Consider the following 19022-nt stretch of genomic DNA (forward strand, 5'->3'; position numbering starts at 1 on the left):
GCGGGTGAACCCGCTCCTACGGCGGGTGAAAATTGGCAAGCAGGACCGGCCCTTTCGCGGGTGAACCCGCTCCTACGGCGGGTGAAAATTGGCAAGCAGGACCGGCCCTTTCGCGGGTGAACCCGCTCCTACGACGGCCTGCGCCCGATCACCGATGTGTGCCCACTGTAGGAGCGGGTTTACCCGCGAATACGATAGCGGCGGCGACGGTGAACGGCGGGTGAAAATTGGCCTGCAGGCCCGGCCCTTTCGCGGGTAAACCCGCGCCTACGGGGACAGCACAGTGCTGTGGAAATCCTTTGGAACTGCCCATGAAAAAATTAGCCTGTACCACGATTCTCTGTGCCCCTACATTCCTTCTGGCCGCTGAGCGCGACGACGCCCTAAAGCTCCCCGACGTGCTGATCAGCGCCAGCCGCCAAGTCGAATCGCGTACCGCCACCAGTGCTGCCAATACGGTTTTCACCCGCACCGACATCGACCGCCTGCAACCCTCCAGCGTCACCGACTTGCTCTCCCGCGTGCCGGGCCTGCAAGTGGCACCTACCGGTGGCCGTGGCAGCCTGCCGGGGATCTTTATCCGTGGCACCAAGGCCGCGCAAAGCCTGGTGCTGGTCGATGGCGTGCGCATTGCCAACGCCACCTCGGGCGACAGCGGCCTGCAGTTTCTGGACATCGACCAGATCGAGCGCATCGAAGTACTGCGAGGCTCGCGCTCAGCGGTGTACGGCAGCGATGCCATTGGCGGGGTGATCCAGATCTTCACTCGACGCAGCAGTGGCCCCGGCCTGCAGCCACGCCTGCGCATGGCCGCCGGCAGCAACCAGACATTCCAACGCAGCCTGGGGCTTTCTGGCGGCAACGACTCGACCCGCTTCAACCTTGGCGCCAGCCTGGATGAAACTGCCGGCATCGACTCGACCGGGCCATCCTTCGCCAGCGATGGTGACCACGACGCCTACCGCAACAAGGCGTTGAACCTGAGCCTGAGCCACACCTTCGGTGAGCGCTTCGAGGCCGGCTTGAACCTGCTCGACAGCCGTGGTCGCAGCGAGTACGACAACCCGTTCGGCGGCTTCGACCCCGTGACCTTCGAGAGCTTCGGTCAACAACCCTACACCGACTTCAGCGTCAGCAGCCTGGGCAGCTACGTTGACGTTCAGGTCACCGAAACCTGGCACTCACGCCTTGAACTGGCACATAGCGAGAACCGGGACGACAAACGCGACAAGCTCAGCGCTGAGCGCTTCGTGTTCAACACCTACCGCGATCAGGCTACCTGGCAGAACGACCTGGCCCTCGGCGAACGGAACACCGTACTGATCGGTGGCGACTGGTACGAAGACCGCGTACACGGCACTACCGACTTCACTGACGACAGCCGCTGGAACCGTGCCGTGTTCGCCCAGCACCGCTACCGGGGCGAGCAGTTTTCCACTGAGCTGGGGGTGCGCCATGACCGCAACCAGCAGTTTGGTGGCCAGACCACCTGGAGCGGCAGCCTGACCGTACCGCTGAACGCGAACAACGATGTGCTGCTGTCCTACAGCGAAGGCTTCCGCGCGCCAACGTTCAACGACCTGTATTACCCACAGTTCAGCAACCCGAACCTGGATCCAGAGCACTCCAGAAGCTACGAGCTGCAATGGCGCAGCCAGCTGACTGCAGAGAGCCGCCTGGAGACTTCGCTGTACCGCACCGACCTGCGCGACGCGATCATCTTTGGCCAGGACTCGATACCCCGTAACGTCGCCTCGGCACGAATCAATGGTGTGGAAATGGCGCTGGCGCAGCAGTGGGGCGCCTGGCACAGCCAGCTTGGCCTGGCCCTGATCGACCCACGCGACCGCGACACTGGCCACACCCTCGCCCGCCGCGCCCGCCGCACCTTGAGCCTGGACCTGGACCGAGAGTTCGGGCGTTTCAGCGTGGGTGCCAGCTGGCAGGCGGTCAGCAACAGTTATGACGATGAGGCCAACCGCAACCGCATCGGTGGCTATGGTCTGCTGGGTTTGCGCGGCAGTTGGGCGGCTAGCGACGAACTGAAACTCGAAGCCAAGCTGGATAACCTGCTGGACCGCAGCTACAGCCGCGCCCTTTACAGCTATGAGGGTGCATATCACCCTTACCGCGAAGAGGGCCGCACTGTGCTCTTGAGCATCACCTGGACACCGGCGCTTTAGCGTCCAGCAACGCACACAAGCGGGCGGTGGCTTCGATCATCTGCCCGCTGGGGCGCTCCAGCCCTTTGTCCGGCACCACCAGCAGACGCCCATCAGCAACCGCCCGAATCTGCGGCCAGGCCTTCCAGTTGGCCAGTTGCGCCTCATCAGCTGCCAGGATGACCTGCGGATTACGCAGCAGCACGGACTCCACATTCACCTGTGGCGCCGGCTGGCCAAGGTCGGCGAACACATTGCGCGCCCCGCACACGGCCAGGGCGTCGGTCACCACCTGGCGGCCACCGAGCGTGTACAACGGCCGATCCCAGACTTGATAAAACACCTGCAAGGGTTCGTCACGCCGATACTGCTGGCGCAGCTGCTGCAGCCGCTCACGCAGGGCTCGCGCGTATGAATGGCCCTGCTCGGCACGCCCGACACGCTCGGCAATGGCCTCGATCTGCTCGATCAGCTGGCTGATGTCATGGGGTTCGGCGCTGAAGGTGGCGATACCCAGGCGCTTGAGTTGGTCGCGCTGGGCCGGCGGCACGCTGCCTGGCCACAGCAGCAACAGGTCGGGGCGCAGGCTGAGCAGGCGCTCCATGTCCAGTTGCCCTTGGCGCCCGACCGAAGGCAAGTGGCGCAGCGCAGCCGGTCGTTCGCCGCCATCGAGCACGCCCACCAGCAGGTCGTCGGCCTGCAGTTCAAGCATGATCTCGCTCATCGAGGGGGCCAGACTGACGACACGTAGCGGTTCTGCAGCCAGTACGGTGCAGGCTAACAACGCCAGCAGGCCAGGTAGCAGTCGCATCAGCCCAGCTGGCGCGGAATGCGATAGAGGTACAGCACTACGACGGTAGACAATGCGAGGAGGATCTGCGGCACTGCCTCCAGGCCGACCAGCACCGACAATGCGGCGACCCAAGCCGGGAAGCAGGCATACAGCATGGCCATGCGCCGCACCCGCGCCAGTTCGATCCAGGCAGTGGCTTCTTCGCCCGTACCGAGCACCTTTGAGGTGGCAATAAGTGCGCGCTTGTAGGCACCGAAGCGCGGCAGGCTGAGGAACATGGTGGCCGCACCGGCGATGAACAGTGGCATGGCCAACACCGGGATCAGTGCATCACCGCCCCCAAAGGCCCAAGCCATGACTGGCAGCGGCACCAGGCCCACCGCCAGGTACTGCCACCAGGCCAGCGCCAGCCGCCGCTTGACCTCGGCGCGGGTCACGCCTGGGGCACCTCGCCCTGGTGTTCGTTGCCCAGCATGTGGCCCAACTTGCCGGCCTTGGTCGCCAGGTAGTAGCGGTTGTGCGGGTTATGCCCGGTGTGCAGCGGCACACGCTCGGCAACCACGATGTTCATGTCGGTCAGGGCTTTGACCTTGCGCGGATTGTTGGTCATCAGGCGCAGCGACTTGACGCCCAGGTGCTCGAGCATCGGCAGGCATATGGCGTAGTCACGCTGGTCGGCAGCGAAGCCCAGGCGCTCGTTGGCTTCGACGGTGTCGGCGCCGCCATCCTGCAGCTCGTAGGCGCGGATCTTGTTCAGCAAGCCGATGCCACGGCCTTCCTGACGCAGGTACAGCAGCACCCCACGCCCTTCGCGGGCGATGGCCTGCAGCGCGGCTTCCAACTGCGAGCCGCAGTCGCAACGTTGGCTGAACAGTGCATCGCCGGTCAGACACTCGGAATGCAGGCGCCCCAATACCGGCTGGCCGTCCGCGATATCACCCAGGCTGAGCACCACATGCTCACGGCCTGTGGCTTCGTCGAGAAAGCCATGCATGGTGAAGGTCGCGAAGGGCGTCGGGAGTTTAGAGGCGGCAACAAAGACGACGGGCACGTTGTGCTCCTGGAGTAAGTAGGAAATTTCTCGTGGGCCGATTGTATCAGCAGGTTGGGGAATGTGGGCTGGCTGTATACAGTGGCTTAAGATCGAAAAGTTCGATAATTATTAAAAGCCATCGCTCAAACCCAAGCCCGCTGCCCCAGAGGGCCGCGACAGACCTTGGTGTATACAGCTTTAGTGCGGGTGACTATCCGTGCTGAACGGATAGGGCTGTGTCCAGTGCTCGAAAATCGGCTTCAGTTCGCCGCTACGTATCAGCTCCTTCATACGCTTGTCGAACAGCTCGCACAGAGCCTTGGCCTGGTCGTTACGGGCAAAGGCCAGGTACAACGGCAACTCGGCCACATGGGTACGGCGGAAACGCTCTGGCTGAGAGGTTTGCCCGAGCACATAGTCGACCTCGGTCAGTGCGTCGATGTAGTAATCCACCCGGTCATGCTCGAGCATCGGCAGAATGCCCTCGCGACGCTGGATTTCGCGGAATTCGCGCACATTGGGCAAGTAGCTGCCGTAATCATAACCACGCACCCAGGCCAACCGGTACTTGCCGATGGTCTCCAGGGTAGGCACAGGTTTGCTGGCCAGCCCCAGGGCATAGATATGGTCCATATCGAAGTGCCAGCGCGGGTACAGGTTGTCGTCGTTCTCTTCCTTGTACGAGCCTACCCAGGCATCAGCCTCGCCGCGTTTGACCAGGCCAACCGCCCGGCTGTAGGGCGCGCTCTGGGTAATTACCTCGACACCGGCCGGCTCGAACACTTTGCGCAGCACATCCCAGGCTACCCCGGTACCGTCGGCGTTGGTGTAGTCGAGCCACTCCTCGCTAACCAGATGGATCTGTTTCGGTATGCCCTCGGCAGCCGTCACCCACGGGGCAATACTCAGCAGCATTGCCAGCAGTACAGTCCTTATGGTCATTCACGCACTCCCTGTTTCAGGCAACCGCCCACACCAGAACCTGCATGCCCAGCCAGGCAAACACGCCGGCCAGGATATCGTCGAGCATGATGCCGACGCCCCCGTGCACATGGCGATCGATCCAGCGAATCGGCCACGGCTTGAGGATGTCGAAGAAGCGGAACATCAGGAACCCTGCCAACAGCCACTGCCAGCCCTCCGGCACCAGCCAGAGGGTGATCCACATGCCGACAATCTCGTCCCAGACAATGCCTTCATGGTCGTGTACGCGTAAATCATTGGCAACTTTGCCGCACAACCAGAAGCCAAACAGCATGCTCACGCCGAGCAACAACCAGTAGCCCCAGTCGGGCAGCAACTGCCACAGGGGGATGAACGGTATGGCGACCAGCGAGCCCCAGGTACCCGGGGCCTTGGGCAGAGTGCCGGAACCGAAGCCAAAGGCGATGAAGTGCCACGGGTTGCGCCAGACCGAAGGCGGAACGAACTCCGCAGGCACCTGGTTGGGGTGATCGGTCACGGTCTCTCCCTAAAGTGTTGATAGCCCCGCTGGACGGGGGTTATGTCCTGGCCCTGTGAGTCGCGCAAGGTCACACCCTGCCCTTCGAGCACACGACCAATGATATGTACCTCGATGCAACCGAGGCCAGCCAAGGGCGCCAGCGCTTCGGGCGGCAAGGTGAAGGCCAGTACATAGTCGTCGCCACCGGTGAGTGCTGCCTGCAACGCCGCTTCGCGGCCGAGGAATGCCTCTAAGGCAGGAGACACTGGCACCTGCGCCAGGTTCACCTCCAGCGCCACGCCGGATGCCTTGGCGATATGCCCGCAATCAGCGAGCAGGCCATCGGAAATGTCCAGGGCCGCAGTGGCCTTGCCACGCAGCAGAGCCCCGAGAGTAAGCTGCGGCATCGGTGACCAGTAATGAGCCAGCAGCGGCTCGGCCTGCGCGGCAGGCGCCTCGCGCTCACCCAGCACCAGCGGCAAGGCACCGGCGGCCTTGCCCAGCGAACCACCGACACACAACAGATCACCCGGCCTTGCACCGCTGCGGCGCAAGGCTTGGCCAGCCGGCACGCGGCCGAACACGGTTACGGTGATACTCAAGGGGCCGCGCGTCGTGTCACCACCGATCAGGCTCATGCGGCAACGGTGGGCCATGCGACCAAGGCCGTCGGCATAGGCCGCCAGCCAGTCAGAGCCAACGTCAGGCAGGGTCAATGCGAGGGTGAAGCCGATTGCAGTCGCGCCCATGGCTGCCAGATCACTGGCAGCCACAGCCAACGAACGCTGGCCAAGCAGCAACGGATCGCAGACAGCAGGAAAGTGCACCCCGGCGACCAGGGTGTCGGTCGACACCGCCAGTTGCTCACCGGGGGGAAGGTCCAGCAGGGCGCAGTCGTCGCCGATACCCAGCGCCACGCCCTCGCCGCCCTGCGCACAGGGCGCTGCGGCGAAGTAATGGTTGATCAGCTCGAACTCACCCATGGCCAGGCAGCGCCAGGATCAGCGCTTGTTCGCCTTGACTTCTGCTTCACGCAGCGCAGGTGCGAGCTTGTCCAGTACGCCGTTGACGAACTTGTGGCCGTCAGTGGCACCGAAAACCTTGGCCAGTTCCACACCTTCGTTGATCACGACGCGGTAAGGCACGTCGACGCGTTTGATCAGCTCCCAGGTGGACAGGCGCAGCACGGCCAGCTCGACCGGGTCGAGCTCTTCCAGTGCGATGGTCATGCAAGGCACCAGCGCTTTGTCGATTTCGCCCTTGATTGCCGGGACCCCATGCAGGATCTCGCGGAAATAGGCACCGTCGACATCGGTGAAATCGTTATCCACCCGGAACTGCGCTTCGATCTCGTTCAGCGAATGCTGGGCCATGTGCCACTGGTAGAGGGCCTGGGTCGCGAGCTTGCGGGCTTCGCGGCGCTTGGCGCTCTTGGAGGGCTTGCCGGCATCCGCAGGTTTTGGATCGCGCGGGTTGAAACGATCGCTTTCGTCGCTAATCACTTGGCCTCCAACTGCGCCAGCAGGCTGACCATTTCCAGTGCGGACAGGGCAGCTTCAGCACCTTTGTTGCCGGCTTTGGTGCCAGAACGCTCGATGGCTTGCTCGATGGAGTCGACGGTCAGTACGCCGAAGGCCACCGGAACACCGAACTCCATGGACACCTGGGCCAGGCCCTTGGTGCATTCGCCCGCCACGTATTCGAAGTGCGGGGTACCGCCACGGATCACGGCGCCCAGGGCGATGATCGCGTCGTAGGCGCCTTGCTGGGCGACCTTCTGTGCCACCAGCGGGATCTCGAATGCACCCGGGGCACGGATGATGGTGATGTCGCTTTCGCTGACACCGTGGCGTACCAGGGCATCAACGGCACCGCTTACCAGGCTTTCGACAACGAAGCTGTTGAAGCGGCCAACCACCAAAGCATAGCGACCTTTGGGGGCGATGAAGGTACCTTCGATGGTCTTCAGGGTCATTCCGATATTCTCATCTTCAAGAGCGAGGCCGCATACAAGCGGCCTCGACAGGGGTCTGGACTCGAGCAGAGGGCGTCAATGCCGCCTCAAGTCACTCGGAGGGCACGTATTCTACAACTTCCAGATCGAATCCGGATATCGCGTTGAACTTCATCGGCGAACTCATCAGGCGCATCTTGCGCACACCGAGGTCACGCAGGATCTGCGAACCGGCACCCACAGTGCTGTAGGTAGTCGGTGCTTTGGCCGGTGCATCGCCAGCGCTTTCGCGGATGTGCGCCAGCAGCACGTCGCCGTCCAGCGGGTGCCCCAGCAGCAACACCACGCCACTGCCGGCCTCGGCCACTGCGGCCATGGCCGCGCGCAGGCTCCAGCGGCCGGGCTGCTTGACCAGCAGCAGGTCACGCAGTGGGTCCATATTGTGTACCCGTACCAAGGTCGGCTCTTCGGCGCAGATCTTGCCCAGGGTCAAGGCCATGTGCACGTCGCCTTCGACCGCGTCACGGTAGGTGACCAGGTTGAACTCACCCAGCTCGCTCTCCACCGATTGCTCGGAAACACGCTGCACGGTGCGCTCGTGGATCATGCGGTAGTGGATCAGGTCGGCAATGGTGCCGATCTTCAGGCCGTGCTCGGCGGCGAACACTTCCAGCTCGGCGCGGCGCGACATGGTGCCGTCGTCGTTCATCACTTCGCAGATCACGCCGCTTGGCTCGAAACCGGCCATGCGCGCCAGGTCACAGGCGGCTTCGGTGTGGCCGGCACGCGCCAGCGTACCGCCTGGCTGGGCCATCAGCGGGAAGATGTGACCAGGGCTGACAATGTCTTCGGCCTTGGCGTCCTTGGCAGCGGCAGCCTGCACAGTGCGTGCGCGGTCGGCGGCGGAAATACCGGTGGTGACGCCCTCGGCGGCCTCGATCGACACGGTGAACTTGGTGCCGAAGCCCGAGCCGTTGCGCGGCGCCATCAACGGCAGCTTCAGCGTTTCGCAACGTTCGCGGGTCATCGGCATGCAGATCAGGCCACGGGCGTGCTTGGCCATGAAGTTGATGTGCTCCGGCTGGCAGCATTCGGCCGCCATGATGATGTCGCCTTCGTTCTCGCGGTCTTCGTCATCCATCAGGATGACCATTTTGCCCTGGCGGATGTCTTCGACCAGTTCTTCGATGCTGTTGAGCGCCACGCGGCACCCCCTTCTCAATCAGGATTTCAAGAAGCCATTGGCGGCCAGGAAGCTTTCGGTAATGCCACTGCCCTTGCTCGGCTCGGCGGCCTTGTCACCCAGTAGCAAGCGCTCCAGGTAACGGGCCAGCAGGTCGACCTCAAGGTTAACCCGACGCCCTGCACGGTAATCGGCCATGATGGTTTCGGACAGAGTGTGCGGGACAATGGTCAGCTCGAATTCGGCGCCATTGACCTCATTGACCGTGAGGCTGGTGCCGTCGACGGTGATCGAACCCTTGTGGGCGATGTACTTGGCCAGTTCCTTCGGTGCACGCACGCGGAACTGGATGGCGCGGGCGCTATCGCTGCGCGAAATGATTTCGCCAACCCCGTCGACGTGGCCGCTGACCAGGTGCCCGCCCAGGCGGGTGGTGGGGGTCAGGGCTTTTTCCAGGTTGACCTTGCTGCCGCTCTTGAGGTCGATGAAGGCGGTGCGCTTGAGGGTTTCGACGCTGACATCGGCCCAGAAGCCGTCGCCCGGCAGTTCTACGGCCGTGAGGCATACACCGTTGACCGCGATGCTGTCGCCGAGCTTGACGTCCCCCAGGTCGAGCTTGCCGGTTTCTACGTAGACGCGCACGTCACCACCCTTGGGAGTCAGGCTGCGGATGGTGCCGATGGATTCGATGATGCCGGTGAACATGGGGTCTTCCTCAAAAACGGTTTGCACGGGGCAAGCCCGGCATTATACGCCGGGCGCTGGCAGGGGGATGGCCGTGACCCGCCAGTCATCGCCCACTGCGCGCATTTCGGTAATTTTCAGCCGTGGTGCTTCGCTCATCTTGTCCATCGGCCAGTCCAGCAGCGGCCGGGCCTGAGAGCCGAGGAAGGTGCCAGCGACGAACAGCTGATACTCATCGACCAGACCTTGCCGTGCGAAGGCGCCAACCAGGCCGGCACCGGCTTCCAACAGGATTTCGTTGACGCCGCGGGCGGCCAGGGCGTGGAGCAGCGCCCCCAGGTCGACCTGGCCATTGTCGCCCGGCAAGCTGAGCAATTCGTGGCCGGCAGCGGCATAGCGCGGGTCATCTGCGACAGCAGTCACCACCAGAGCCGGGCCAGCCTGGAAGAACGGCGACGCCAGTGACAGGCGCAGACGGCCATCGACCAGCACGCGCAAGGGTGTGCGGCTAAGAGCCAGGGCAGTAGTTTCGGCATCCAGGCCCAGCTCGGCACCACGCACTGTCATGCGTGCGTTGTCTGCCAGCACGCTGGCGGCGCTGGTCAGCACCACGCTGGAGCGGGCGCGCAAGCGCTGCACGGCTGAGCGGGCGGCCGGGCCGGTGATCCACTGGCTCTCACCACTGGCCATGGCGGTGCGGCCGTCCAGGCTCATGGCCAGCTTGGCGCGAACGAACGGCAGGCCGTGCTCCATGCGCTTGAGGAAGCCTGGGTTGAGGGCGCGGGCCTCGGCTTCGAGCACCCCGCTGGCCACTTCGATTCCGGCTTCGGCCAGGCGCCGCAGGCCCTGCCCCGCCACTTGCGGGTTAGGGTCCTGCATGGCTGCTACTACACGCGCCACGCCGGCCTTGACCAGCGCTTCGGCACACGGCGGCGTACGGCCATGGTGGCTGCATGGCTCCAGGGTGACGTAGGCACAAGCACCGCGGGCAAGTTCACCGGCCTGGCGCAGGGCATGCACTTCGGCATGGGGCTCGCCGGCGCGCACGTGCCAGCCTTCGCCAACCACTTCGCCATCGCGCACGATCACGCAGCCTACGCGCGGGTTCGGGTGGGTGGTGTACAGGCCTTTACGCGCCAGCTCCAGCGCACGGGCCATGTAGTGGGCGTCAAGGATGGCAGCTTGGCTGGGCATGTTCACTCTTTAGCTGGCTCACGGGCCAGGCGGTCGATTTCTTCGCGGAACTCGTCGAGGTCCTGGAAGCGCCGGTACACCGAGGCAAAGCGGATATAGGCCACTTCATCGAGTTTGCGCAACTCGGCCATGACCATTTCACCGACCACCAGCGATTTGACTTCGCGCTCGCCCGTGGCACGCAGCCGGCTCTTGATGTGCGCCAGCGCAGCTTCCAGGCGCTCGACGCTGACCGGACGCTTTTCCAGGGCCCGTTGCATGCCGGCGCGCAGCTTTTCTTCGTCGAAGGGCTGGCGCGTGCCGTCCTGCTTGATCAGCCGGGGCAGCACCAGCTCGGCGGTTTCGAAGGTGGTGAAGCGCTCGCCGCAGGCCACGCATTCACGGCGGCGGCGCACCTGCTCGCCCTCGGCGACGAGGCGAGAGTCGATGACCTTGGTGTCGTTGGCACCGCAAAAGGGACAGTGCATGGTGGCAGGCAACAAAAAAAGGGAGGGCCATGGTAGCGCATTGCACTGGCAAGACAAGCCAAAGGGGTTAACATCCATGGGAAATATGCCCGTGAAGGACTCCCCCATGCACTACCGAGCGCTCGTCGTGCTGTGCTGCGCCGCTCTGCTTGCCGCCTGCGGCAGCAACAGGCCAAAGACCGACAACCCGGTGCCCGCGCCCGCCCCCTCGGCCAAGGCCGAAGTACTGGGCCCGCTGCCGGCCTACCAGCGCGAGCTGAGCGGCACCTTGCTGGAAATCCCGGCGGGTGCCGAGGTGGAACTGGCCTTGCTGGTGATCGACGAACGCGACCGCCCGCAGCGCCTGCTGGCCAGCAGCAACCTGACCGGCACCGGCCAGGCGCTGCCCTACCACCTGCGTTTCAACCCCGAAGCCTTCCCGCCCGGTGCCCGGGTCGAACTGCGTGGCCGCGCCAGCAACTCCGGCCAGCTGATCATGCACCTGCCCCCGGTGCGCATTACCCAGGCACAAACCCAGGCCACCGGCCCGTTGCGTTTCGAGAAGGCGCCTTAAGTGATGCCGCTGGCCCTGCAACAAGCCCTCAGCGGCCTGATCGGCGAAGCGCGCCTGATCGTCAGCGAACTGCCCGACTGTGACCTGAAGCTATGGCTGATCGACGACCAGAATATGGATCGCGCCTTCAGCAGCGAAGAAACCCGGCGCATTCTTGAAGAGCCTCCCTATTGGAGCTTCTGCTGGGCCAGTGGGCTGGCAATGGCCCGCTACCTGGCTGAACGCCCGGAATGGGTGGCAGGCAAGCGCGTGCTGGACTTTGGCGCCGGCTCTGGTATCGCCGGCATTGCTGCTGCACGCGCCGGTGCACGGGAAGTGGTGGCTTGCGACCTCGACCCGCTGGCCCTCGATGCCTGCCGTGCGAATGCAGCACTGAACGGGGTGACATTAAGCTACAGCAGCGATTTCTTTGCCGAGGAAGACCGCTTCGACCTGATCCTGGTTGCCGATGTGCTTTACGACCGCGCCAACCTGCCGCTGCTGGATGCCTTCCTGAGCCGCGGTCGGCAGGCCTTGGTGGCCGACTCGCGGGTACGCGACTTTCGCCACCCGTTGTACCAGCAATTGGGCGTGCTCGAAGCACTGACCCTGCCGGACCTGGCCGAGCCACACGAATTCCGCCGGGTCAGCCTGTACCACGCCAGCCGCGACACCTTATAGTGGAGCCATACACGAGTTTGCGAGAGTCGCGATGACCCAAGACACGCCTTACATTTTCGACGCCACCGATACCAACTTCCAGCAACTGGTGATCGAGAACTCCTTCCACAAGCCGGTGCTGGTGGACTTCTGGGCCGAGTGGTGCGCGCCGTGCAAGGCGCTGATGCCATTGCTGGCAAAGATTGCCGAGGGTTACCAGGGCGAACTGCTGCTGGCCAAGATCAACTGCGATGTCGAGCAACAGGTGGTTGCCCAGTTCGGCATCCGTAGCCTGCCGACAGTGGTGCTGTTCAAGGACGGTCAGCCGGTGGACGGTTTTGCCGGGGCGCAACCGGAGTCGGCGATCCGCGCCATGCTCGAGCCGCATGTACAAATGCCAGCCGCGCCCACCGCCGCGCCACTGGAGCAGGCAAAGGCGCTGTTTGCCGAAAGCCGTTTTGCCGAAACCGAAGCGCTGTTGCAGGCGCTGCTGGGTGAGGACAACAGCAATGTCGAGGCGCTGATCCTGTATGCCCGCTGCCTGGCCGAGCGTGGCGAGCTGGGCGAAGCACAAGTGGTGCTGGATGCGGTCAAGACTGACGAACACAAAGCTGCACTGGCCGGTGCCAAGGCCCAGCTGACCTTCCTGCGCCAGGCTGCCAGCCTGCCGGAAGTGGCTGACCTTAAAAGCCGTCTGGCGCAGAATCCGCAAGACGACGAGGCGGCTTATCAGCTGAGCATTCAGCAACTGGCGCGCCAGCAGTATGAGGCGGCACTGGAGGGGCTGCTGAAGCTGTTCCAGCGTAACCGTGGCTACGAGAACGGGCTGCCGCAGAAGGCGCTGTTGCAGGTGTTCGAGTTGCTGGGTGGCGATCACCCGCTGGTTGGTGTTTATCGTCGCAAGCTGCCGGCGGCGATGTTCTGAGTGACCTTGAAGCCTGCGCTGGACCTGTGGGAGCGGGCATGCCCGCGAAGAAACCGACACAGTGGATGGCACCGGCTCTGCCGGTGTTCGCGGGTAAAACCGCTCCTACAGGCGAGCACGCAGGCTTTTCAGATTTTGAGCAAGACGGGTGCTTCTGCAGGTACCGAGTGACCTTGAAACCTACGCTGGACCTGTGGGAGCGGGCATGCCCGCGAAGGAAGCAACACGGTGGAGGGCACCGGCTCTGCCGGTGTTCGCGGGTAAAACCGCTCCTACAGGCGAGCGCGCAGGCTTGGCTCCAACAGCGAAAACAGCACTCACCCCACCCAGTGATACATCGGCGCATCCACGCCACTTTCTACCTTTACCTCACTGCTGTGCCGCAAGCGCACCAGCAACCGTTTACCCGCCGCCGTACTCCCCGCCAACCCTTCCAGCCGGTCCAGCAATTCCGGCCCGCTCATCTGTCCTGCCAGACGCAACACATCACGCGCCGCAGCCCACTGACCGTCATCTTGGCGCGGCGCGACCACCGCAGCTGTCGCGGCCGCCTGGGCTACCATCGGCACCTCGGTCTGCCGCCCCAGTTGCGCCCACTCTTCAGGCGTCAGCTCGATGGTCAGGTCCACCGGCCAGTCACCAATCTGTCCACGAATTCTCATGATGCATTCCTTGAGCCCAAGTCAATGCAGCCATGCTACCGCAACATGAAACATGCGCCACACAGGCTGGCGGCACGCCGAGAAGTTGTTATAACATAACTCGATCTTTCAGCCCGCTCCGGAGTCGTCCATGCGCCGCCTGCTGCTCGCCCTGCCCTTCGCTTTGCTGCCACTGGCCGTGGCCCATGCTCACGATGACCATGACCATGACCATGACCATGATCATGCCCACGGCTCCCTCGGCGCCCACGAGCATGGCGTAGCCAAGCTCAACGCAGTGCTCGATGGCAATACCTTGGAACTGGAACTGGACAGCCCGGCAATGAACCTGGTCGGCTTCGAGCATGCCGCCAGCAGCGATGCCGACAATGCCAAAGTCGCCGCCGTGCGCCAGCAACTTGAACAACCACTGAAGCTGTTCGGCCTTTCCGCCGCCGCAGGCTGCAAGGAAGACCAGCAGGCACTGGAAAGCCCTCTCTTCGGTGACGCCTCCAAGGCCGACGACGAGGGTGACGAGCACGGCCATCAGCACAGCGACATCGGCGCCCATTATCAGCTGACTTGCGCCAACCCCGACAAACTGACAGAGCTGGACCTGGCGCCGCTGTTCAAGGCCTTCCCCGCCACCCAGAAAATCAACGTGCAACTGATCGGCCCCAATGGCCAGAAAGGCGTGGAAACCACGCCGGCCAAGGCAGCGGTCGCCTTCTGAATGAACCAGCCGTTGATCGATCTGCATGACCTGGTGTTCGCCTGGCCAGGTCACCCGCCGCTGCTGGATATCCCGGCATTGCGCCTGGACGCTGGTGAAGCATTGTTCCTCAAGGGCCCTAGCGGCAGTGGCAAGACGACCTTGCTGGGCCTGCTGGGCGGGGTGAACGTGCCGGTCCAGGGCCGCATCCAGTTGCTCGGTCAGGACCTCGGCAGCCTGAGCCAGGGCGCCCGCGACCGCTTTCGGGTCGATCACACAGGGTATATCTTCCAGCAGTTCAACCTGCTGCCGTTCCTCTCGGTACGTGAAAACGTCGAACTGCCCTGCCGCTTCTCGCGCAGCCGCAAGGCGCGCGCCGAGCAGCGCCATGGCAGTGTTGGCCAGGCGGCCAGCACGCTGCTGACCCACCTGGGCCTGGGCGACCCTGCCATGCTCGCCCGCCGCGCCGACAGCCTGTCGATCGGCCAGCAGCAGCGGGTCGCCGCCGCCCGCGCACTGATCGGCCAGCCTGAACTGGTGATTGCCGACGAACCGACCTCGGCACTGGATGCAGACACCCGCGAAGCGTTCATCCGCCTGCTGTTCGATGAGTGCCGGGCCGCCGGTGCCAGCCTGTTGTTCGTCAGCCACGACCAGAGCCTGGCACCGCTGTTCGACCGCCACCTGTCGCTTGCCGAACTGAACCGCGCCGCCAAGCCCCGGGAGGCCTGATGTACCTGCTCCGCCTTGCCTTGGCCAGCCTGGCCAACCGCCGCTTCACTGCGTTTCTGACCGCCTTTGCCATTGCCCTGTCGGTGTGCCTGCTGCTGGCTGTTGAGCGGGTCCGTACCGAAGCCCGTGCCAGCTTCGCCAGCACCATCAGCGGAACCGACCTGATCGTCGGCGCACGCTCCGGCTCGGTGAACCTGCTGCTGTACTCGGTGTTCCGCATTGGCAATGCGACCAATAACATCCGCTGGGACAGCTTCCAGCACTATGCACAGGACCCACGGGTGAAGTGGGCAATCCCGATCTCGCTGGGCGACTCGCACCGCGGCTACAGAGTGATGGGCACCACCACAGATTACTTCAGCCATTACCAGTACGGCCGCCGCCAGCCTCTGCAACTGAGCCAAGGGCGTGAGTTTGCCAACGACCCGTTCGAGGTAGTGCTCGGCGCCGAAGTGGCCGAGGCATTGCACTACAAGCTGGGTGACAAGTTGGTGCTGGCCCACGGCGTGGCCGCAATCAGTCTGGTCAAGCATGACGACAAGCCATTTACCGTGGTCGGCGTACTCAAGCGCACCGGCACCCCCGTCGACCGCACCTTGCATATCAGCCTGGGCGGCATGGAGGCGATCCATATCGACTGGCACAACGGCGTACCCGCCCGTGGCGCCGGGCGCATCAGCGCCGAACAGGCCCGTACGATGGACCTGCAACCTGCCGCCATCACTGCGTTCATGCTTGGTCTGAACAGCAAGATCGCAACCTTCAGTTTGCAGCGAGAGATCAACGAGTACCGCAGCGAGCCGCTGCTGGCGATCCTGCCAGGGGTCGCCCTGCAGGAGCTGTGGAGCCTGATGGGCACTGCAGAACAGGCATTGTTCGTAGTGTCGCTATTCGTGGTGCTGACCGGTTTGATCGGCATGCTCACGGCGATTCTCACCAGCCTCAACGAACGCCGCCGGGAGATGGCGATCTTGCGTTCGGTCGGGGCCCGGCCTTGGCATATTGCGGGGTTGCTGGTACTGGAAGCACTGTCACTGGCCTCGGTCGGGATCGTAGCCGGGCTTGGCTTGCTATATGCGGGCATCGCCCTGGCACAGGGGTATGTGCAGGCCAACTATGGTTTGTACTTGCCACTTGCTATGCCGAGTCCCCATGAATGGACCTTGCTGGCTATCATCCTGGGGGCCGCGTTGCTGATGGGCAGCGTGCCGGCGTGGCGGGCTTACCGGCAATCGCTGGCCGACGGCCTGTCCATACACCTCTGAGTGCGCGTAATGATCAAACACCTCACCGCCTGCTTCGCGGGCACGCCCGCTCCCACAGGGAGCCCCGCAGGCTTCGGAGCTTGTGCAGTACCTGTGGGAGCGGGCTTGCCCGCGAAGAGGCCGGCAATGCACATGCTGCTGGCCCTGCTGTTGCTGGTAGCGATGCCTCTATGGGCCGCCGAACCCAAGGAGCTGGACTGGCCCGCCCTGATCCCCGAAGGCGCCCCGGTCATCCCGCCGCAACTCACCCCGCTGCACGACATGTCACAGCTCAGCAACGCCCTGTCTGCCGAATCCGCCCCACCCGCGCGCCAACAGGCGCCCGACGCGCCGGTGGTAAAAAGCCTCGACGGCCAACAGGTCAAACTACCCGGCTACATCGTGCCACTGGAGGTCAGCGAAGAAGGCCGCACCACCGAATTCCTGCTGGTCCCTTACTATGGCGCGTGCATCCACGTGCCGCCGCCACCGCCGAACCAGATCGTGCACATTTTCAGCGAGATGGGCGTGCGCATCGAAGACCTCTACCAGCCCTACTGGATCGAGGGAAAGATGCAGGTTAGAGCTTCCAGTAGCGAGTTGGCCGACGCCGGCTACCAGATGGAAGCCGAGAAAATCTACGCTTATGAGCTGAGATGAGAACTGTTTCGAATTCGTGAAGACGCTTCTTTGAGCTGGGTCAAACTTTCTGTTTAACCAGCTCCGTACCATTGGACTACTCGATTAATAACGTCCTTTGGGAGCTTCCATGAACAAGTCCTTGCTGGGTGCCTCGCTTGTGGCCCTTGCGCTCGCCGCCCCTGCCGCCCACGCCTATCAGGCGGGGGACATGATCCTGCGCGCAGGCGCCATCACCACCGCCCCGAACGAGAGCAGCGGCGACCTCAAGTTTGACGGTAACAAGGTGTCTGGCACCAAGGCGACCCTGGACAGCGATACCCAGTTGGGCCTGACCTTTGCCTACATGCTCACCGACCACATCGGCCTGGAGCTGCTGGCAGCTACCCCGTTCAAGCACACCGTCGGCGTAAAAGGTCTGGGCGGCGGGCTGGACGGCAAGCTGGCAGACATCAAGCAACTGCCACCGACGCTGTCGCTGCAGTACTACCCAATGGAACCGAATTCGCGCTTCCAGCCGTACGCTGGCGTCGGTATCAACTACACCCTGTTCTTTGACGAAGATTTGAGCAGCGCACGCAAGCAACAAGGCTTCAGCAACCTCAAGCTGCAGGATTCGGTAGGTATCGCCGGCCAACTGGGCATGGACTACATGCTGACCGACAACCTGCTGGTAAACGCCTCGGTCTGGTACGTCGACATCGACACCAAGGCCAGCGTCAACGGCCCGACCGCCCTTGGCTACAGCAAGACCAAGGTCGACGTCGACGTCGACCCTTGGGTATACATGGTCGGCCTTGGCTACAAGTTCTGACCTGAACATTGCAGGGCGGCCTCGGCCGCCCTCGCGCGTTGCAGCCATAGCCAGTAGCACAGTGCGGCGGCACTGATGCCCATGCCAAGCCCACACACCGCAACCCAGCCCCAGTGTGCAAACACCCAGCTCGCCAACACCGCCCCCAAACCGCTGCCCAGCGAATAGCAACACATGTAGGCGCCGATCAAACGGCTAGCCATCGCACCACGCCCGGCCAGCAACAGGCTCTGGTTGGTGACATGCACTGCCTGCACGGCAAAGTCCAGCATCAGCACACCCAGCACGAAGGCCAGCAATGAATGTTCGACGAACGCTGTTGGCAGCCACGACAGCGTCAGAAGGGCCAACGACACCCCGGTCGTACGCTCACCCCGTCCCAGGTCGGCCAGACGACCGGCATGCGAAGCCGCCAGCGTGCCCGCCACACCTGCCAGGCCAAACAGGCCGATCTCGGTATGGCTCAGTGTCAGCGGCGCAGCGCTGAGTGGCATGACCATGGCACTCCACAGCACGCTGAATGCGGCGAAGATCAACACACCGAACACGCCGCGCTGGCGCAGCAACCTGTCGTGCCGATACAAGCTGAACTGGGCCACGATCAGCGCCCGGTAACCCGGCCGGCTCCCCATCGGCTGCCCGCCGGGCAGACTGCGCCACAGCACCAGCGCCAGCAACATCAACAGCCCTGCGGCGACCAGGTACACACTCCGCCAACCGGCCAGGTCGGCCAGCCCGCCCGAAGCCAGCCGTGCCAGCAGAATGCCCAGCACCACACCACTGGTGACAGTGCCTACCGCCTGCCCTTGCTGGCCAGGTGAGGCCAGGCTCGCCGCATGAGCCACCATCACCTGCACCATGACTGCCATCAACCCTGTGATCGCCAGAGCCAGCAGCAATATTGCCCAGTTCGGCGCCATGCCAACGCCGACCAGCGCAAGCGCCGCGAACAGCAACTGGCCAAGCAACAGACGTTTACGGTCGACCAAGTCCCCGAGCGGCACAATCAGTAGCAACCCCAGGGCGTAGCCCGCCTGGGTCGCGCCGACTACCCAGCCAATCTGCTGCTGCGCCACCCCCAACTCAGCAGCCATCGACTCAAGCAGCGGTTGAGCGAAGTACACCGTCGCCACCGCCATTGCGCTGGTGGTGGCAAGCAACAGGGTTATCCAGCGTGTCAGCGAAGGTGTCATCGGGCAAAGCCTCTGG

General features: G+C 63.6%; 23 protein-coding genes. 9 read left to right on the forward strand and 14 right to left on the reverse strand.

The annotated features are described in order from the left end of the window. Positions 1–311 precede the first annotated feature (311 nt). Positions 312–2183: a TonB-dependent receptor gene (locus QYE47_RS17450; protein WP_041166828.1), complete on the forward strand. Its 1872-nt coding sequence runs from the start codon at positions 312–314 to the stop codon at positions 2181–2183. Here the strand turns inward: QYE47_RS17450 and QYE47_RS17455 are convergent. The 12 genes from QYE47_RS17455 to nrdR all read right to left on the reverse strand — a co-directional run bounded on the left by QYE47_RS17455 (position 2161) and on the right by nrdR (position 10914). Further along, the gene (locus QYE47_RS17455; RefSeq protein ID WP_041166827.1) at positions 2161–2973 is read right to left on the reverse strand and encodes a cobalamin-binding protein; all 813 of its coding nucleotides are present in this window, start codon (positions 2971–2973) and stop codon (positions 2161–2163) included. The genes QYE47_RS17450 and QYE47_RS17455 overlap by 23 nt on opposite strands. Next, complete coding sequence (locus tag QYE47_RS17460; RefSeq protein ID WP_014589510.1) at positions 2973–3392, reverse strand: hypothetical protein; 420 nt, start codon at positions 3390–3392, stop codon at positions 2973–2975. The genes QYE47_RS17455 and QYE47_RS17460 overlap by 1 nt, the downstream gene beginning before the upstream one ends. Beyond that, positions 3389–4006, reverse strand: a complete 618-nt coding sequence (gene ribA / locus QYE47_RS17465; protein WP_003255389.1) for a GTP cyclohydrolase II — start codon at positions 4004–4006, stop codon at positions 3389–3391. Before ribA ends, QYE47_RS17460 begins: the two co-directional genes overlap by 4 nt. A gap of 180 nt (positions 4007–4186) precedes the next feature. Further along, the gene (locus tag QYE47_RS17470; RefSeq protein WP_014589509.1) at positions 4187–4930 is read right to left on the reverse strand and encodes an ABC transporter substrate-binding protein; all 744 of its coding nucleotides are present in this window, start codon (positions 4928–4930) and stop codon (positions 4187–4189) included. Positions 4931–4946: 16 nt separating this feature from the next. Next, the gene (locus QYE47_RS17475) at positions 4947–5450 is read right to left on the reverse strand and encodes a phosphatidylglycerophosphatase A (RefSeq protein ID WP_010951803.1); all 504 of its coding nucleotides are present in this window, start codon (positions 5448–5450) and stop codon (positions 4947–4949) included. Beyond that, a complete protein-coding gene (gene thiL, locus QYE47_RS17480) occupies positions 5447–6415 on the reverse strand; it encodes a thiamine-phosphate kinase (protein WP_014589508.1) in 969 nt (322 codons plus the stop codon). Before thiL ends, QYE47_RS17475 begins: the two co-directional genes overlap by 4 nt. Positions 6416–6433: 18 nt before the next feature. Next, positions 6434–6934 (reverse strand): transcription antitermination factor NusB, encoded by a 501-nt coding sequence (gene nusB / locus QYE47_RS17485; RefSeq protein WP_003255393.1) that lies wholly within the window; start codon positions 6932–6934, stop codon positions 6434–6436. Continuing rightward, entirely contained in the window at positions 6931–7407 is a 477-nt protein-coding gene (ribE, locus tag QYE47_RS17490; RefSeq protein ID WP_003255395.1) for a 6,7-dimethyl-8-ribityllumazine synthase, read from the reverse strand. The genes nusB and ribE overlap by 4 nt, the downstream gene beginning before the upstream one ends. 91 nt (positions 7408–7498) lie before the next feature. Further along, on the reverse strand, positions 7499–8590 hold the full coding sequence (gene ribBA / locus QYE47_RS17495) for a bifunctional 3,4-dihydroxy-2-butanone-4-phosphate synthase/GTP cyclohydrolase II (RefSeq protein WP_003255398.1): 1092 nt from the start codon (positions 8588–8590) through the stop codon (positions 7499–7501). A gap of 18 nt (positions 8591–8608) precedes the next feature. Further along, positions 8609–9274, reverse strand: coding sequence for a riboflavin synthase (locus tag QYE47_RS17500; RefSeq protein WP_012312508.1), 666 nt, complete (start codon positions 9272–9274; stop codon positions 8609–8611). Between the two features lie 42 nt (positions 9275–9316). Beyond that, positions 9317–10447 (reverse strand): bifunctional diaminohydroxyphosphoribosylaminopyrimidine deaminase/5-amino-6-(5-phosphoribosylamino)uracil reductase RibD, encoded by a 1131-nt coding sequence (gene ribD / locus QYE47_RS17505; protein ID WP_014589507.1) that lies wholly within the window; start codon positions 10445–10447, stop codon positions 9317–9319. A 2-nt stretch (positions 10448–10449) separates the two neighbouring features. Further along, positions 10450–10914 carry a transcriptional regulator NrdR gene (gene nrdR, locus QYE47_RS17510; RefSeq protein WP_003255402.1) on the reverse strand — a complete coding sequence of 155 codons (465 nt, stop codon included), beginning with the start codon at positions 10912–10914 and terminating at the stop codon, positions 10450–10452. Positions 10915–11020: 106 nt separating this feature from the next. On the opposite strand from nrdR, the gene QYE47_RS17515 reads away from it, so the two are divergent. Genes QYE47_RS17515 through trxA form a run of 3 tightly spaced genes read left to right on the forward strand, consistent with a single transcriptional unit; the run spans position 11021 to position 13031 of the window. Beyond that, positions 11021–11467 carry a YbaY family lipoprotein gene (locus QYE47_RS17515; protein WP_014589505.1) on the forward strand — a complete coding sequence of 149 codons (447 nt, stop codon included), beginning with the start codon at positions 11021–11023 and terminating at the stop codon, positions 11465–11467. A 3-nt stretch (positions 11468–11470) separates the two neighbouring features. After that, entirely contained in the window at positions 11471–12127 is a 657-nt protein-coding gene (locus QYE47_RS17520; protein WP_014589504.1) for a methyltransferase, read from the forward strand. A 31-nt stretch (positions 12128–12158) separates the two neighbouring features. Continuing rightward, on the forward strand, positions 12159–13031 hold the full coding sequence (trxA, locus tag QYE47_RS17525) for a thioredoxin (RefSeq protein WP_301159099.1): 873 nt from the start codon (positions 12159–12161) through the stop codon (positions 13029–13031). Positions 13032–13348: 317 nt separating this feature from the next. Here the strand turns inward: trxA and QYE47_RS17530 are convergent, their stop codons facing one another. After that, positions 13349–13693, reverse strand: a complete 345-nt coding sequence (locus QYE47_RS17530; protein WP_003255407.1) for a hypothetical protein — start codon at positions 13691–13693, stop codon at positions 13349–13351. Positions 13694–13823: 130 nt separating this feature from the next. Here QYE47_RS17530 and QYE47_RS17535 point away from each other — a divergent pair, with 130 nt between their 5' ends. From QYE47_RS17535 to QYE47_RS17555, 5 genes are all read left to right on the forward strand, one after another. Next, the gene (locus QYE47_RS17535) at positions 13824–14405 is read left to right on the forward strand and encodes a DUF2796 domain-containing protein (RefSeq protein WP_014589502.1); all 582 of its coding nucleotides are present in this window, start codon (positions 13824–13826) and stop codon (positions 14403–14405) included. Beyond that, positions 14406–15116 (forward strand): ABC transporter ATP-binding protein, encoded by a 711-nt coding sequence (locus tag QYE47_RS17540; protein WP_014589501.1) that lies wholly within the window; start codon positions 14406–14408, stop codon positions 15114–15116. Beyond that, positions 15116–16381 (forward strand): ABC transporter permease, encoded by a 1266-nt coding sequence (locus QYE47_RS17545; RefSeq protein WP_014589500.1) that lies wholly within the window; start codon positions 15116–15118, stop codon positions 16379–16381. The genes QYE47_RS17540 and QYE47_RS17545 overlap by 1 nt, the downstream gene beginning before the upstream one ends. 126 nt (positions 16382–16507) lie before the next feature. Continuing rightward, on the forward strand, positions 16508–17020 hold the full coding sequence (locus QYE47_RS17550) for a DUF3299 domain-containing protein (RefSeq protein WP_014589499.1): 513 nt from the start codon (positions 16508–16510) through the stop codon (positions 17018–17020). A 109-nt stretch (positions 17021–17129) separates the two neighbouring features. Then, on the forward strand, positions 17130–17813 hold the full coding sequence (locus QYE47_RS17555) for an OmpW family protein (RefSeq protein ID WP_014589498.1): 684 nt from the start codon (positions 17130–17132) through the stop codon (positions 17811–17813). Here the strand turns inward: QYE47_RS17555 and QYE47_RS17560 are convergent. Next, positions 17801–19006 (reverse strand): MFS transporter, encoded by a 1206-nt coding sequence (locus QYE47_RS17560; protein WP_014589497.1) that lies wholly within the window; start codon positions 19004–19006, stop codon positions 17801–17803. The two genes, QYE47_RS17555 and QYE47_RS17560, sit on opposite strands and share 13 nt — an antisense overlap. Positions 19007–19022 lie beyond the last annotated feature (16 nt).

The organism is Pseudomonas sp. 2,4-D (assembly GCF_030418155.1).
Lineage (GTDB): Bacteria > Pseudomonadota > Gammaproteobacteria > Pseudomonadales > Pseudomonadaceae > Aquipseudomonas > Aquipseudomonas alloputida.

Excerpts from the sequence above, each read along its gene's own strand:
- ribE (WP_003255395.1), bottom strand. The coding sequence starts at position 7,407 with ATGACCCTGAAGACCATCGAAGGTACCTTCATCGCCCCCAAAGGTCGC.
- QYE47_RS17450 (WP_041166828.1), top strand. The coding sequence starts at position 312 with ATGAAAAAATTAGCCTGTACCACGATTCTCTGTGCCCCTACATTCCTT.
- QYE47_RS17550 (WP_014589499.1), top strand. The coding sequence starts at position 16,508 with ATGCACATGCTGCTGGCCCTGCTGTTGCTGGTAGCGATGCCTCTATGG.
- QYE47_RS17560 (WP_014589497.1), bottom strand. The coding sequence starts at position 19,006 with ATGACACCTTCGCTGACACGCTGGATAACCCTGTTGCTTGCCACCACC.
- QYE47_RS17535 (WP_014589502.1), top strand. The coding sequence starts at position 13,824 with ATGCGCCGCCTGCTGCTCGCCCTGCCCTTCGCTTTGCTGCCACTGGCC.
- trxA (WP_301159099.1), top strand. The coding sequence starts at position 12,159 with ATGACCCAAGACACGCCTTACATTTTCGACGCCACCGATACCAACTTC.
- thiL (WP_014589508.1), bottom strand. The coding sequence starts at position 6,415 with ATGGGTGAGTTCGAGCTGATCAACCATTACTTCGCCGCAGCGCCCTGT.
- QYE47_RS17470 (WP_014589509.1), bottom strand. The coding sequence starts at position 4,930 with ATGACCATAAGGACTGTACTGCTGGCAATGCTGCTGAGTATTGCCCCG.
- QYE47_RS17520 (WP_014589504.1), top strand. The coding sequence starts at position 11,471 with ATGCCGCTGGCCCTGCAACAAGCCCTCAGCGGCCTGATCGGCGAAGCG.
- QYE47_RS17540 (WP_014589501.1), top strand. The coding sequence starts at position 14,406 with ATGAACCAGCCGTTGATCGATCTGCATGACCTGGTGTTCGCCTGGCCA.
- QYE47_RS17545 (WP_014589500.1), top strand. The coding sequence starts at position 15,116 with ATGTACCTGCTCCGCCTTGCCTTGGCCAGCCTGGCCAACCGCCGCTTC.
- QYE47_RS17515 (WP_014589505.1), top strand. The coding sequence starts at position 11,021 with ATGCACTACCGAGCGCTCGTCGTGCTGTGCTGCGCCGCTCTGCTTGCC.
- QYE47_RS17500 (WP_012312508.1), bottom strand. The coding sequence starts at position 9,274 with ATGTTCACCGGCATCATCGAATCCATCGGCACCATCCGCAGCCTGACT.
- nrdR (WP_003255402.1), bottom strand. The coding sequence starts at position 10,914 with ATGCACTGTCCCTTTTGCGGTGCCAACGACACCAAGGTCATCGACTCT.
- ribD (WP_014589507.1), bottom strand. The coding sequence starts at position 10,447 with ATGCCCAGCCAAGCTGCCATCCTTGACGCCCACTACATGGCCCGTGCG.
- QYE47_RS17530 (WP_003255407.1), bottom strand. The coding sequence starts at position 13,693 with ATGAGAATTCGTGGACAGATTGGTGACTGGCCGGTGGACCTGACCATC.
- QYE47_RS17455 (WP_041166827.1), bottom strand. The coding sequence starts at position 2,973 with ATGCGACTGCTACCTGGCCTGCTGGCGTTGTTAGCCTGCACCGTACTG.
- QYE47_RS17555 (WP_014589498.1), top strand. The coding sequence starts at position 17,130 with ATGAACAAGTCCTTGCTGGGTGCCTCGCTTGTGGCCCTTGCGCTCGCC.